Source organism: Alteromonas sp. NFXS44 (genome assembly GCF_040148705.1).
In the GTDB taxonomy this organism is placed as follows: domain Bacteria; phylum Pseudomonadota; class Gammaproteobacteria; order Enterobacterales; family Alteromonadaceae; genus Alteromonas.
Genome location: NZ_JAGDEA010000005.1, coordinates 93,312 through 106,102, shown reverse-complemented (window position 1 = coordinate 106,102; position 12,791 = coordinate 93,312). Strand labels below are relative to the sequence as shown.

The following is a 12,791-nucleotide window of genomic DNA, read 5'->3' as shown; positions in this document are numbered from 1 at the left end:
GTTTTATGGATGTTTATTTAGTGGGCGGCGCAGTACGGGATGAATTACTCGGACGCCCGGTAACAGAACGGGACTGGGTAGTTACAGGTGCCACACCACAGGAGATGCTCAGTAAAGGCTATGAACAGGTCGGGAAAGATTTCCCGGTGTTCCTGCATCCGAAAACCAAAGAAGAATACGCCCTCGCCCGTACGGAAAGAAAGTCCGGCAGCGGTTACACCGGGTTTGTTTGTTACGCTGCACCTGACGTCACGCTGGAGCAGGATTTGATCCGTCGGGATCTCACCGTAAATGCTATCGCCAGAGACAAAGATGGCAATCTGATTGACCCTTACCACGGTGTTAAAGATATCGAATCCCGCACATTGCGGCATGTGTCTGAAGCCTTTAGCGAGGATCCCCTGCGGGTATTCCGTGTTGCCCGTTTTGCAGCAAGGTATGCTTATCTCGGGTTTACCGTTGCAGATGAAACCGCTTCACTCATGCGTTCCATGGCTGACAGTGGCGAACTTGCCCACCTTACGGCTGAGCGTGTATGGAAGGAGACTATTCGTGCGTTGGGAGAAATGAATCCTGAAGTCTATTTTCAGGTGCTTGAAAACGCTGGTGCACTCAGCCTCTGGTTAAAAGAAATTAAGCCGCATCTCATTAATATTTCAAATCCTTTAAAAAAAGCTTCACTAACGCCGGGAGAAGGGGATGAAAAATGGGCATTAGTTTGTGCTTTTTTATCCGTTGATGAGACATCCTCGCTTTGCCAACGTTTGAAGGCTCCGAATAAACACTCTGATCTTGCACTGCTCGTTTCTCGCCACTGCAACATTTATAAAACCGCAGACTCTGCAGGTGACTGGCTAAATTTATTTAATCTTTGTGATGCATGGCGCCGGCCTGAGCGATTCGAAAAATTTTTATCTGTTATGGCTATGATTTATGAGAAAGAGAATTCCTACACAGTTGCACCAAAACTGCTATACGCACTGAAAGAAGCCAATAAGATCAACGCTTCGAATTTTATCAAACAAGGACTAAAAGGGCCTGCTATTGGCTCCGCTATTGATAAAGCCCGCGGAGAAATCTTGAATTCTGTACTTTGAATCAGTTAAAAAACAAATATCTCTCAATAAAATGTTTCTTAGTTCTCCTTTAGCCCATTAAGCATTTTTAGAGATCAGCCAGTTACAGTAGACTGTAAAATTTACTGTAATGCTAAAGTTGCAACTCAATATGGATTAGTTGCAATTAATCATCACATCTTTTAAGAACAAGTAAAAAAGGACTTAATTTAATGCAACAGTTAACTTTAACAGAAATCGAAGAAGTAAATGGCGGTGTATCTCAAGAACTCGCAGTAGGAACGAACATGGGTATCATCAGTATCGGTGTTGGTATAGCGCTCGCCGGAACAGCTCCTGCCTGGTTCCCATTAATGATGATTGGAGTGAGTGCTGTAACAACCTTTGCTTTTATCGAAGAGCAGTTAAATGGGGAAAATTGGCGTTAGTAAAATTGCGTTTAATTTTAGTAGCTTCTCATTGAGAAGCTACTTGCTAAAATACAACTGAGGAAATACTACATGAATAAGCATATGAATCATGAAAACTGGAGAAAAAGTCCGAAGACTTCCTGGGTTATTAAAAGCGATCGCAAGAGCATACTACTAGTTTCATTATTAGTTTCTTTAATCATCTCCCTATTGCTCATATTTCTAAAATAAATCCCGTTTTCATGAGACACAATAAATTAATCCAGCAACCTTAGACCCGTTTTTAAATGCAATCACTGAAAATCAAACTCAATGAACATTTTGGCTTCGACGGTTTCCGCGAAGGTCAGCAACAGACTATTGAGCAGCTTCTGGCCGGGCATTCTTCGCTGGCGGTGTTTCCTACCGGTTCAGGTAAGTCTCTGTGTTATCAGTTCACCGCGACACAATTGCCCCATCTCACCCTGGTGATTTCGCCGCTCATCGCGCTGATGCATGATCAGCTGGCATTTCTGCGGAATAAGGGTATTGCGGCTGCCAGCCTGGATTCCACTCTGAGCAAAGAAGACAGCCAGCAGGTGATGCAGCAGGCACGGGACGGTGAGCTTAAGATCCTGATGATATCGGTAGAACGGTTTAAGAACGAGCGTTTCCGCCGCTTCATCGACAGCATTCCCGTATCCATGCTGGTGGTGGATGAAGCCCATTGTATCTCCGAATGGGGGCACAATTTTCGTCCCGACTATCTGAAACTGCCCCGCTACCGCCAGTCACTGAACATTCCGCTGGTGCTGTTGCTCACCGCTACAGCGATGCGCCGGGTACAAAAAGACATGGCGCAGAAATTTGATATTAGCCTTCAGCATATCGTACAGACCGGGTTTTACAGAGCCAACCTGGACATAGACCTGATTCCGGCACAGAACACCGGTAAATTACCGTTGCTCACACAAGTACTTGATGAAACTGCCGGTGCCGGCATTGTGTATGTAACCCTGCAAAAAACGGCGGATGAACTTGCCGGACAGTTACAAGCAGCAGGCTATTCTGCGGTTTCTTATCATGCAGGCCTTGGTAACGACAACCGTGCTGCCATTCAAAATCGCTTTATGGCAGGCGAAACACGCATCATTGTGGCAACCATCGCCTTTGGCATGGGTATCGACAAAGCAGATATCCGTTTCGTGGTGCATTACGATCTCCCGAAATCCATAGAGAATTACAGTCAGGAAATCGGCCGCGCGGGACGTGACGGGCAGAACAGCCGGTGCGTGCTGCTGGCCAGTCTGGACGGTATTAACGTGCTGGAAAACTTTGTGTATGGTGACACACCTGAAAAGCACGCCATTGATGCGCTGCTTAATGAAATCACGACCAACACGCAAAATGGTCAGTGGGAAACCAGGGCCTGGTCGCTGTCACAAACCACCAATATTCGCACTTTGCCACTGAAGACGCTGCTGGTGCAACTGGAACTCGCCGGTGCAGTTGAACCTGAATACAGCTACTACGAAGACGTAAAGGTAAAATGGCTGGCGGCTCCTGAGCAAATTGCACAGCATTTAACGCAGGAACATCAGGGACTGTTCGACGCCATCGTCAGCCACACCCGCTTCAGGAAAATTTGGGGCGCTCCGGATTTCGACGCCCTTCAGCAGCAAGGATACCAGAGAGGAATGGTGCTGAGTCTGCTGGAGCAACTGGCTGACAACGGCCAGGCTGAGCTGGAAACCAAACAGCTCACCGATGTGTACCGGGTAAATCCCGATTTATTCACCCCCGACCTTGCCGGCAACCTGCATCAGTATGCCTGCAAGAATGAAGAATCAGAAATTGCCCGTATCGCTACCATGCTGCGCTTTTTCAATCTCGACCGCTGCCTGAATCACAATCTGGCATTATACTTCGGCGATCAGCATGCACCTGAACACTGCGGGCACTGCTCAGTATGCAGGGGACAATCACTGAGTCTTAGCCGTGATAACTCAGAAGCTGAGTCCGGCAATATCGCCACTGACATGCAACAGGCCCGCAACTGGCTTTCTGAAAAGCTTCCGGCACAGATGCTGACACCTGTCTTGCTGAGTCGCTTCATGGCCGGACTTACCCAACCCGTTTTCACCAAAATCAAGGCAAAGCAGCAGCCGCAGTTCGGAAAATACGAAGAGACGGCTTATCATGTACTACTCAGCTGTGCCAATTCTGTTCTGAATGAATCTGAAGGCGCAGTTTCGGGATAATAGTTATCAAAACACAGCGGTGAGGTGCTACAATACGCCTTTATTTTCGCGACGCAAAAACACCGAATGACCTTTGAAGAATTAGAGCTTGATGACAGCCTCTGTCAGGCTGTTACGGAGATGGGATTTAAAAACCCGACTTCCATTCAGTCTCTCGTGATCCCGCCGGCGATGGACGGCAAGGATATCCTCGCATCGGCCCCCACCGGAACCGGAAAAACGGCGGCCTTTTTGCTGCCTGCGTGCCAGTTTTTGCTGGATTTCCCACGTCGGGAACCCGGTTCGACACGCATCCTTATTCTCACGCCAACCCGTGAACTTGCCTTACAGGTGTATGAGCAGGCACGGGCAATTACCCGTTATACCGAACTGGTATGCGGCGTGATTACCGGCGGCATAAACTATGGTACTGACAGAGAAACACTGAGCCAGAACCTGGATATCCTAGTGGCCACGCCGGGCCGCTTATTTGAGCATATCGAGAAAGAGTCTGCGGATTGTCGCAATATTGAATGCCTTATCCTTGATGAGGCAGATCGTATGCTCGACATGGGATTTGGTGCCATTGTGGGTCAAATTGCCTCGGAAGCCCGCTGGCGAAAACAGAACATGCTGTTCTCCGCCACACTGGAAGGGCCGGGGGTGAAATTTTTCTCCCGCGATATTCTTAATGATCCGGTTGAGGTGGAAGCGAATCCTTCACGGAAGGAAAAAGCGAAAACTCATCAGTGGTATCACCTGGCGGATGACATGGCCCACAAGCAGGCCATGCTGGTGCATATTCTTAAAAATGACATTACCAATGCGGTGGTGTTTATAAAAACCCGCGAGCGCCTGCAGGCACTGAAAGATTTTCTGATGTCTGAGAAAATTGAAGTGTGCTGGCTGCAGGGAGAAATGCCGCAGGATAAACGTAATGACGCCCTGCTACGGTTTAAATCCGGGAAAGTCCCCGTACTGCTGGCAACCGATGTTGCTGCCCGTGGCATCGACGTGCCTAACGTCAGTCATGTTATCAACTTCGATATGCCCCGCAAGGCCGATATCTACGTTCACCGTATTGGTCGCACAGGTCGTGCAGGCGCAAAAGGTACCGCCATATCGCTGATTGAAGCTCACGACTTCGACATGATAGGTAAAGTTGAGCGTTACACCGGTGAACCGCTTAAATCCCGTTTCGTAAAAGACTTGCGGCCTAAGCATAAAGCTCCGAAAAACACCGCGAAGAAAAAGGCCAAAATGAAAAAAGCCGCCACAGCGAAAAAGAAAAGTAAGTAATCAGTAAGGACGGTTTGATATGTCATTTCCTGAAAAAATTGTACTGGCATCCGGTAACGCCGGCAAAGTGAAGGAATTCACCCGCCTGTTTTCAGCGCTGAACGTGACCGTTGTTCCGCAAAAAGAACTCGGCGTGGAAGACGTTCCGGAAACAGGCACCACATTCGTGGAGAACGCCATTATCAAAGCCCGTCATGCGGCTAAAGTCACCGGCTTGCCGGCGATTGCAGACGACTCCGGGTTGGTGGTGAATGCACTTGGCGGTGCGCCTGGTATCTATTCCGCCCGCTACGCCGGAGCACAAGCCAGCGACAGTGATAACATTGATAAGTTGCTGGCAGCGCTGGACGGCAAAGCAAACCGCCGTGCACATTTCTTCTGTATGCTGGTGTTTATGCGTCATGCAGACGATCCGGTACCGCTTATCAGTCAGGGTTACTGGCATGGCACGATTACGGATTCTCAGGCCGGTCACGGCGGCTTCGGGTATGATCCGGTGTTTTATGTACCTTCCCATGAATGTACCGCCGCTGAGCTGGACCGCCAGGTTAAGAATCAAATCAGCCATCGTGGTCAGGCCATGGCATTTCTGCTCGAACAAATGAGACAAACTTTTGCGTAATCCCTCTCTGGGCCTGTATATCCACATTCCCTGGTGTGTTCAGAAATGCCCTTACTGCGACTTCAACTCACACGGGTTGAAGTCATCACTTCCTGAAAATGAATATGTCGCCCATTTGCTGGACGATCTGGCTATTGACGCAGCCCGCGTAAAAGGACGCGAGATCACCAGTATTTTCATCGGCGGCGGTACGCCAAGCTTGTTTTCCGCAGAATCCATAGCAATCCTGCTGGACGGCGTTAAACAACGGGTAGCGTTGTCTGAGCATGCTGAAATTACTCTTGAGGCTAATCCCGGTACTGTGGAAGCGGGACGCTTTGACGGCTATGCTCAGGCCGGAGTAAACAGGATTTCCATGGGGATCCAGAGCTTTCAGAACCATCACCTTAAAGCCCTTGGCCGCATTCACGATACTGACCAGGCAAGCCGGGCCATCACTCTGGCGAAGGCTGCACCGCTTAACAGTTTTAATGTGGATTTGATGCACGGCTTACCGGATCAAAGTATTTCCAATGCGCTGGACGATTTAGACCGTGCCATTGCCATGTCTCCACGCCATCTTTCCTGGTATCAGCTCACCATTGAGCCCAACACGCCCTTTTACTCAAAGCCTCCTGAGCTGCCCGATGATGATATTTTATGGGAGATCCAGTCACAGGGACATAAGAGGCTTAAAGCTGCCGGCTTCGAACAGTATGAAATTTCCGGTTACAGCCAGGCCGGCTTCCAGTGTCAGCACAATCTGAATTACTGGCGCTTCGGTGATTACCTGGGGATCGGCTGTGGTGCTCACGGTAAAATCACAGATATCAACAGCGGTGAGATAGTCCGTACAGTGAAAGTGAAGCATCCCAGAGGCTATATGGATATTGCCCGCCCCTACCTCGATACTTCCTCAACGGTAGAGAAGAAAGATTTAGCCTTCGAATTTTTCATGAACCGGTTCCGCCTTGTTGAACCCTGCCCGAAGCAGGATTTCACTGATTTTACCGGACAGACATTATCTTCTCAGGAATTAGCAGAGCTTTCTAAAGCCCGTGAGCAGGGATTGATAGAAGAATCGGAGTTGCACTGGCAGGTGACGGCAAAAGGCAGACGATACCTTAACAGTCTGCTCTCAACATTTGTTTAACGATTTATTCCGAAATAATAATGTCGTAAGGTTTCAGCGCAGGGATATGCTTGCGCAGCTTTTCTTCCAGGTCATTCAGGCGGTGTAGTTTATCACAGAACCACTGCGCTTTATTGTTCAGTGATGCCGGCCCTGCTTCAAAATCCAGTTGCTCACCTACGGCCTCAAGCTGACGGGTGATTTCTTCCACCCTTTCACTGCTTAAATCTACCCGGTTTTCATCCATGCCGCCAATGGCTGAAAGAATACCGCCGATAGACATGGAGATAGCCTGCTCCAGTTCAGCTTCAATTTCACTGTCGACAAAGTGGTCGACACTTTCCAGTGATCCCGGGCCGATAAAGTAATGGTTGCTGGCATGACGGAACTTGTCTTTAACACGGTTACGCACACGCTTCATTGCGTGCTGCAGCTTTTCGTAACTTTCGTGATCGGTTCCCACCAGCCCCTGATATACGTTATCCACGGTATCTGCTGCCAGCTCTACACCTTCTGTCGCCAGAATAATCATCTTGGGAACAACATAATGCAATCCCCGCGAATAATCTCGGAGCCAGCGGCGCTCGGGTACACTCAGGTTTTGCCAGCGACCTTTTACGAACAACTGATCCTGGTCGTTGATTTGAACGACAGTACGGCTCTTATCGAGGATCCGTAACTGATGTTCGTTAACCACCAGACCATAGGCAAAGTCGATGTCACAGGATATATCTGCTGACGCACAAAAAGGCACCGTGGTGAAAAACACCAGCGGAACTCGCAAAGCAGATAGAAATTTTCGCATTCTCATGCGTAGCATTGTGTACGCCTTACCCCTAAATAAAAAGCCGCGACAAGTCCAACCTGCTAAAATTCAGGTTGAATAAATCGCGGCATTATAAGGGCTGTTAACGGCTAATCAAGCTGTGTGCGCACTAAACGCACGTAAACAAATCTGTCCTTTTCTTTAATTGAGTGACTGGCGTTAAAAAATGCGACTACCCAGGAACGTACCGGATCTTCCAGTGAGGGCGTTGATGTCCAAAAATCATCCGGCGGTGTATTGGGGAAAATAGCTTCGTTAATCGCAGGGCGTACACACAAGCGTTCAGTAATAGTCGACAGCTCTTTGATGTTAGGTAAACGCAATCCTGCAAGGTCAACGGCATCGGCTTCCTGCGCCGCGATGAGCGCTTCCTGCCAGTTATATTTAGTGGCAGTGCCTGTGCAGGTTGTCCCGTTCCAGGTCTGACCCAGTGAGCAACGCTGCCAGATTAGCTGAGTTTCAATATGCAGCACTTCGCCGTCACCCAAGTCCTCAAAATCGTCCTCGCCGGCGGTTTCAATACCATCACCCAGACAGGTCTGCGCCATTAAAGACGCCGAAAACAGCCAGCATAACAATACAAATACAGGTTTCATGCTTATCTCCCTGCCCTTACCAGACGCACACGCGCCGGGCTCGATTTAATTAAGAAGTTATCCAGGCCGGAAGCAAAATCCAGTGCCCAGGCATTTTGTGCCGCATCACCGGACACGCCGTCAGCACTTGGCATGCGGGTCCAGTACCATAACTTGTCTTCACCGGCCGCCAGTGTGCCGGCGAAAGGGAAATAGTCATCATCAAGCATCACACCGCTGGGCTGACCGAAATGAATAATCGACATCAGTTCCTGATGTGTCGGCATACGCCAGTCGTAGAACCCGCACAGGCCCTGGTCGTTTACCGCAGTGACATAAGCCTGGGTGTTACAGTTAGTCATTGTACAGCTGGCGGTAGACGTAGATTGCGGGCCCTGATAACCTCCGTTTTGCGCAGAGAAGAACCAGGAATAGGTGTTATCTGCATCACGAAGTCCGGCATCACCGGTTTTCTTCTCCCAGATAAGACCGGTGATGTTATCGCGTACACAAGACCAGGCTTGAGATGTATCATCTTCTTCATCACCGTTGCTATTAAGTTTGGTGAAATCAAAACCCGCTCTACCACGGCCTGCCTTTTCGAGGAAACCGGCAGCACTGATCACATCACCACCCCGCTGTCCGTCCTGACCGGGAAAATCGTTCTGCTGGGTATTGGCGTAGGCTGTATTGTTCGCCTGCACTGTAACGCCGGTGTCGTTTAACAAAGGAACGGGCATCGGACGGACGGTAACGAAAATTTCGTCATAGACGATATGACCGAAGGCATCACTCACGGCAAGGGTGTAACTCATTTGCGTTTCTACATCGACCTGCGGCGCAATCGCATACGTCGAAAGAGTATCTGCATCGCGGACCATGCCGGCACTGCCTGACGCTTCCCATTCGCTGAGTAGCGGTAAACCGGCGGATACCGTTGTGCTTGCAACGCCATTGAGGACAATCCGCTCACCACTGAATACCGCCTGGTCGTTACCGGCACTGACCTTCGGTAAGGTCTGGCTTTCTGATAAGGTATTCAGAGTAACAGTGGCGGTATCTGAGGCACCTTCTGCATCAGTGACCGTCAGCGTCAGTGTCAGCGCTTGCGCACTGGTTTCCACCGGCATAGTGATGGTTATCGAAGGCTGATCGGTGGCGATACCATTTAAAACACTGTTACCTGAAGTTTGTTGCCATTCCCAGGCTGCAATGGGGTTTGCTGAATCCGGTGCATCCTCGTCTGTACTGGCCGACCCGCTCAGCTCCACGGTACTGCCGGCCGAGTATGTATTCTGTGGCTGACCGGCTTCCTGCTCCGGCGTGATCACGGCTGTTGGTGAAACGTTCACCGGCCTGACCAGAATATTTAAGGTATCAGAATCGCTGTTACCGCTGCTATTAGTGACAGTCAGGGTAACAACAAACGACGTATCGGTGGTAACGACAGGTGCAGTAAAGACCGCGTCTGCAACAGTATTGTCATCCTGCGTGATAGTGGCAGAAGGCGTTACAGACCAGCGCCAGGTTGCGCCATCGGAATTGCCTGTAGCACTGCCACTCAAACTGACGTCCGTGGCCTCCAAAACTTCAATGTCGGCACCGGCATTCACGTAAATTGCATTGGGATTAGTGGGCGTGCCACCGGAGTCGTCACCGCCGCCTCCGCCGCATGCACTCAGCATGAGACTCATCAAGAAAACGGTGAACCCGTGCCGGCACGGAAGGTGTGGAGAAATTCGAAACATCACGTCGTCTTACCCTCTGAAAAAGAAAACGCCGGTGTATTCAGTTTATTGTGGTGAACGTCTTTCCCTGCGTTCTTCACTACTCACCTGCAACGCTTCAAGTTGCTTTTTACCGGACGCGATATCCGTCATATCGTAAATCATTACGCTGATATGGTCGGTTTTCCCGTTCGCCGATGTTAAAGGTGCCAGTGTGATATTCTGATACATGTACGGCTCATTACCTGTAATCGGCCGGTAATTGTGAAACTTGAACAAATGAGGCCGCTGTTCCCAAGTCATGAATGCCCGGGTTTTCAACTCAAATACAGGTTTGCATTTTTTCGCAAACCAACTTTCATTGATGTGAGGGAAAATGCTGAATAAGGTTTTGTCACGCACTTCACTCGGTAACAGCCCGCTGTGGCTTTCCATGAAGCCATTCCATACCTTTACCTGAAATGTTCTGTCCAGAACGATGATGCCAACATCAACACTTTGCAGCATATCCATCATCCAGTGGAAAGATTGCATTTGCTCTAATTCACTGTCCTGCATTACATATCCTCCAGTAAATGAGCAAGTTTGGCGTTCATAGTTTGCATAGAATCTTCGGTGAAAAGAATTAACAGGTCACAATTCACATTGTAGCCTTCCAGCCCGTAACTCAGTTCAATCGCCAGAGTACGTTTCCACTTCACCTGATTAGTCTGAATAATATCGGTAATCGCACGGTGCTGACCCAGAACAATGGGCTGTCCCTGTGCAAAAGTCACGTCCATTTGCTGCGCCAGGCCAGTGAGGCAGGTGCCGATAAGAATACTGGCCGCATCCATTAACAACTCAAGCTGCAACTGATCGTCCACATCCTCCTGCACATCGAGAATTTTTGCCACATCTTCAAAGCTTGAATCACTGAGAATACACATGACTTCGCCGCGGATCCCTGAGCCGATAAAGCCCTGACACACTGCCGTTACCTGCTCATGGCTGTCTATATCCGACAGCATCATGCGCATTTCAGATGCTTCAATAAGATTCACATTGGGAATAGGCAGGTGAACAAACACATTCATCGTCCGTGCAAGGTGGTCACCCGCCCGACCCATGGCAATATTAGTGATTTCCTGATAGCAGTCGCGGATATCCGGATCCAGTTCAACGGACTCTTCAACTTCCGGCTCGTTTTCCAGCAAATTATGTTTAACCAGCACGCTTTCCAGCGTTGCAGGGTCCACGGGCTTGCGAATAAACTCCAGTGCTCCCAGCCGGGTTACCCGTTCATGAGCCTCGGGCTGTATATCCCCGGAGATCACAACAACTTTGGTTTTCAGCCCCTTATCCTGAATGGCCTGCAAGGTGGCGTATCCGTCCATCACCGGCATATTCAAATCCAGTAATAACAGTTGTCCTTTACCCTGCTCTAAAGCGGCGACCGCTTCCTGACCATTTTTGGCGAAATGAACAGCGACATCCCAGTCAGGCGGCAAGCACTTTGCTACCTGTTTGCGTGCTACCAGCGAGTCGTCACAAACCAATACCGAAATCATGTAAAAAGATTACCTTCCTTTAGCCTTCGCAGAATTGCGAAATCTTTTGCAGAAATTGTCCGACCATGTACATTGTACACCGTGCATACAACAGTTTTCAGTCAACTGAATCCCTTATACATTGATAGCAGGATTCTGAGTAATTTCCATTCGTCATTGGTGTAACACGGCGGTTATTTTTTAAACTCAGGTTCCTGCTAATGACACTGTTACGCAAACAATAAAGGCAGGATAATGGCCGTCATGATGCCGTTCAGACACAACCCCAACGTTGCCAGCGCGCCGGTGCGCTCACTCATTTGCAATGCTTTAGCGGTCCCCACTGCATGACACACAGCCCCCAGCGCGACACCACGGGCTTGCGGCAGAGTGACATTTAACAAATGATAGACCCCCGGCGCAATTACCGCCCCCACGATGCCTGTAGTGATAACGAATACAGCAGCCAGCGCAGGAATACCATTGATTTGCGCAGTAGCCTCCATTGCCAGTGGCGTAGTAATGGACTTCGCCAGCATGGTCATCTGAATAGCCAGTGGTGCATCATAAAACCACACTGTCAGCCATGCTGTTAACGGTGCGATGACGCCGGCAAGAAATACCGCCAGAACCAGACGCCAGCCCAGTTCACGAATTTTTTGCCACTGGGCATACATAGGGATCGCCAGCGCTACCGTGGCCGGCCCCAGTAACCAGTGAATAAAGCCCGCCTCATGCTGATAATTACCCGTTCCCTGCCCGCTTATCAAAATAACCATGCCGGTGATCACTGCAGTGACCAGAACAGGGTTCGCCAGTGGATGTCCGCGGGTTCTGCGTGCAACGGATAATGCGAGTAAATAGGCCGCAATAGTTATACTTATCCAGACTAATCCCGTTGCCGAAAAAGATGGCACAACAAGCGCTGAGACACTAGCAAACCAGTCATTAAATGCCTGTACAACAGTCATAAGCCGGTATCTTCTTCTGAATCCACAGCTACAGATTGTAATAAACGTTGCGCTATCCACCCGCTGAGGCCCAGGCTGACAGTGGTTGAAACAATGATGGCTAACCCGATGCCGGTAAGGTTTTCGCTGATTTGCTGCCAGTAGACGCCAACGCCCAGCACAGCAGGAACAAAAAGCATCGCCATATGCCTTAACAGCGGGGCCCCGCCCGATATCAGCACGACGGGGGTTTTCCTGCGGAGAAACTGAAAAGCGAGCAACATTAACAGTCCGGCGAGTGTGCCGGGAAACGGCAGTGCTAATACTCTTACCAGCATCTCTCCGCAGAAATAAAAAAGAAAGATCGCAGCCAGACCGGCAAGCATGTGCAGCAGGTTAGTCATAGGCGTCCGTATTAATGAAGATAAGGCAGTGTATCTGACAGAG

At 49.6% G+C, this 12,791-nt stretch carries 13 protein-coding genes; 6 read left to right on the top strand and 7 right to left on the bottom strand.

The features are described 5' to 3' along the window. Positions 1–5 precede the first annotated feature (5 nt). From J3369_RS05675 to hemW, 6 genes are all read left to right on the top strand, one after another. Positions 6–1,097 (top strand): tRNA nucleotidyltransferase/poly(A) polymerase-related protein, encoded by a 1,092-nt coding sequence (locus J3369_RS05675; protein WP_502877427.1) that lies wholly within the window; start codon positions 6–8, stop codon positions 1,095–1,097. Between the two features lie 191 nt (positions 1,098–1,288). Then, on the top strand, positions 1,289–1,504 hold the full coding sequence (locus J3369_RS05670; protein ID WP_119500435.1) for a hypothetical protein: 216 nt from the start codon (positions 1,289–1,291) through the stop codon (positions 1,502–1,504). A gap of 269 nt (positions 1,505–1,773) precedes the next feature. Further along, positions 1,774–3,726 (top strand): RecQ family ATP-dependent DNA helicase, encoded by a 1,953-nt coding sequence (locus J3369_RS05665; RefSeq protein ID WP_349584816.1) that lies wholly within the window; start codon positions 1,774–1,776, stop codon positions 3,724–3,726. 66 nt (positions 3,727–3,792) lie between these two features. Beyond that, positions 3,793–5,004 carry an ATP-dependent RNA helicase SrmB gene (gene srmB, locus J3369_RS05660; RefSeq protein WP_349584814.1) on the top strand — a complete coding sequence of 404 codons (1,212 nt, stop codon included), beginning with the start codon at positions 3,793–3,795 and terminating at the stop codon, positions 5,002–5,004. A 19-nt stretch (positions 5,005–5,023) separates the two neighbouring features. Then, positions 5,024–5,626, top strand: a complete 603-nt coding sequence (gene rdgB, locus J3369_RS05655; RefSeq protein ID WP_349584811.1) for an RdgB/HAM1 family non-canonical purine NTP pyrophosphatase — start codon at positions 5,024–5,026, stop codon at positions 5,624–5,626. Continuing rightward, positions 5,619–6,758: a radical SAM family heme chaperone HemW gene (gene hemW, locus J3369_RS05650; protein WP_349584808.1), complete on the top strand. Its 1,140-nt coding sequence runs from the start codon at positions 5,619–5,621 to the stop codon at positions 6,756–6,758. The genes rdgB and hemW overlap by 8 nt, the downstream gene beginning before the upstream one ends. Before the next feature lie 4 nt (positions 6,759–6,762). Here the strand turns inward: hemW and J3369_RS05645 are convergent, their stop codons facing one another. The 7 genes from J3369_RS05645 to J3369_RS05615 all read right to left on the bottom strand — a co-directional run bounded on the left by J3369_RS05645 (position 6,763) and on the right by J3369_RS05615 (position 12,748). Further along, positions 6,763–7,557 (bottom strand): DUF2884 family protein, encoded by a 795-nt coding sequence (locus J3369_RS05645; protein WP_349584805.1) that lies wholly within the window; start codon positions 7,555–7,557, stop codon positions 6,763–6,765. 95 nt (positions 7,558–7,652) lie between these two features. Then, positions 7,653–8,159: an Lcl C-terminal domain-containing protein gene (locus J3369_RS05640; protein WP_303574488.1), complete on the bottom strand. Its 507-nt coding sequence runs from the start codon at positions 8,157–8,159 to the stop codon at positions 7,653–7,655. Positions 8,160–8,161: 2 nt separating this feature from the next. After that, positions 8,162–9,823: an Lcl C-terminal domain-containing protein gene (locus tag J3369_RS05635; RefSeq protein ID WP_349584802.1), complete on the bottom strand. Its 1,662-nt coding sequence runs from the start codon at positions 9,821–9,823 to the stop codon at positions 8,162–8,164. Positions 9,824–9,931: 108 nt separating this feature from the next. Further along, positions 9,932–10,423: a PAS domain-containing protein gene (locus J3369_RS05630; RefSeq protein WP_349584799.1), complete on the bottom strand. Its 492-nt coding sequence runs from the start codon at positions 10,421–10,423 to the stop codon at positions 9,932–9,934. Continuing rightward, positions 10,423–11,415, bottom strand: coding sequence for a response regulator (locus tag J3369_RS05625; RefSeq protein WP_119500426.1), 993 nt, complete (start codon positions 11,413–11,415; stop codon positions 10,423–10,425). The genes J3369_RS05630 and J3369_RS05625 overlap by 1 nt, the downstream gene beginning before the upstream one ends. 209 nt (positions 11,416–11,624) lie before the next feature. Continuing rightward, complete coding sequence (locus tag J3369_RS05620; protein WP_303574490.1) at positions 11,625–12,365, bottom strand: LrgB family protein; 741 nt, start codon at positions 12,363–12,365, stop codon at positions 11,625–11,627. Then, a complete protein-coding gene (locus J3369_RS05615) occupies positions 12,362–12,748 on the bottom strand; it encodes a CidA/LrgA family protein (RefSeq protein WP_349584795.1) in 387 nt (128 codons plus the stop codon). Before J3369_RS05615 ends, J3369_RS05620 begins: the two co-directional genes overlap by 4 nt. Positions 12,749–12,791 lie beyond the last annotated feature (43 nt).

What these genes read in the sequence shown, in the direction of transcription:
- J3369_RS05675 (WP_502877427.1), top strand. Translation starts at nt 6, where the DNA reads ATGGATGTTTATTTAGTGGGCGGCGCAGTACGGGATGAATTACTCGGA.
- J3369_RS05670 (WP_119500435.1), top strand. Translation starts at nt 1,289, where the DNA reads ATGCAACAGTTAACTTTAACAGAAATCGAAGAAGTAAATGGCGGTGTA.
- J3369_RS05665 (WP_349584816.1), top strand. Translation starts at nt 1,774, where the DNA reads ATGCAATCACTGAAAATCAAACTCAATGAACATTTTGGCTTCGACGGT.
- srmB (WP_349584814.1), top strand. Translation starts at nt 3,793, where the DNA reads ATGACCTTTGAAGAATTAGAGCTTGATGACAGCCTCTGTCAGGCTGTT.
- rdgB (WP_349584811.1), top strand. Translation starts at nt 5,024, where the DNA reads ATGTCATTTCCTGAAAAAATTGTACTGGCATCCGGTAACGCCGGCAAA.
- J3369_RS05645 (WP_349584805.1), bottom strand. Translation starts at nt 7,557, where the DNA reads ATGCTACGCATGAGAATGCGAAAATTTCTATCTGCTTTGCGAGTTCCG.
- J3369_RS05640 (WP_303574488.1), bottom strand. Translation starts at nt 8,159, where the DNA reads ATGAAACCTGTATTTGTATTGTTATGCTGGCTGTTTTCGGCGTCTTTA.
- J3369_RS05635 (WP_349584802.1), bottom strand. Translation starts at nt 9,823, where the DNA reads ATGCTGAGTGCATGCGGCGGAGGCGGCGGTGACGACTCCGGTGGCACG.
- J3369_RS05630 (WP_349584799.1), bottom strand. Translation starts at nt 10,423, where the DNA reads ATGCAGGACAGTGAATTAGAGCAAATGCAATCTTTCCACTGGATGATG.
- J3369_RS05625 (WP_119500426.1), bottom strand. Translation starts at nt 11,415, where the DNA reads ATGATTTCGGTATTGGTTTGTGACGACTCGCTGGTAGCACGCAAACAG.
- J3369_RS05620 (WP_303574490.1), bottom strand. Translation starts at nt 12,365, where the DNA reads ATGACTGTTGTACAGGCATTTAATGACTGGTTTGCTAGTGTCTCAGCG.
- J3369_RS05615 (WP_349584795.1), bottom strand. Translation starts at nt 12,748, where the DNA reads ATGACTAACCTGCTGCACATGCTTGCCGGTCTGGCTGCGATCTTTCTT.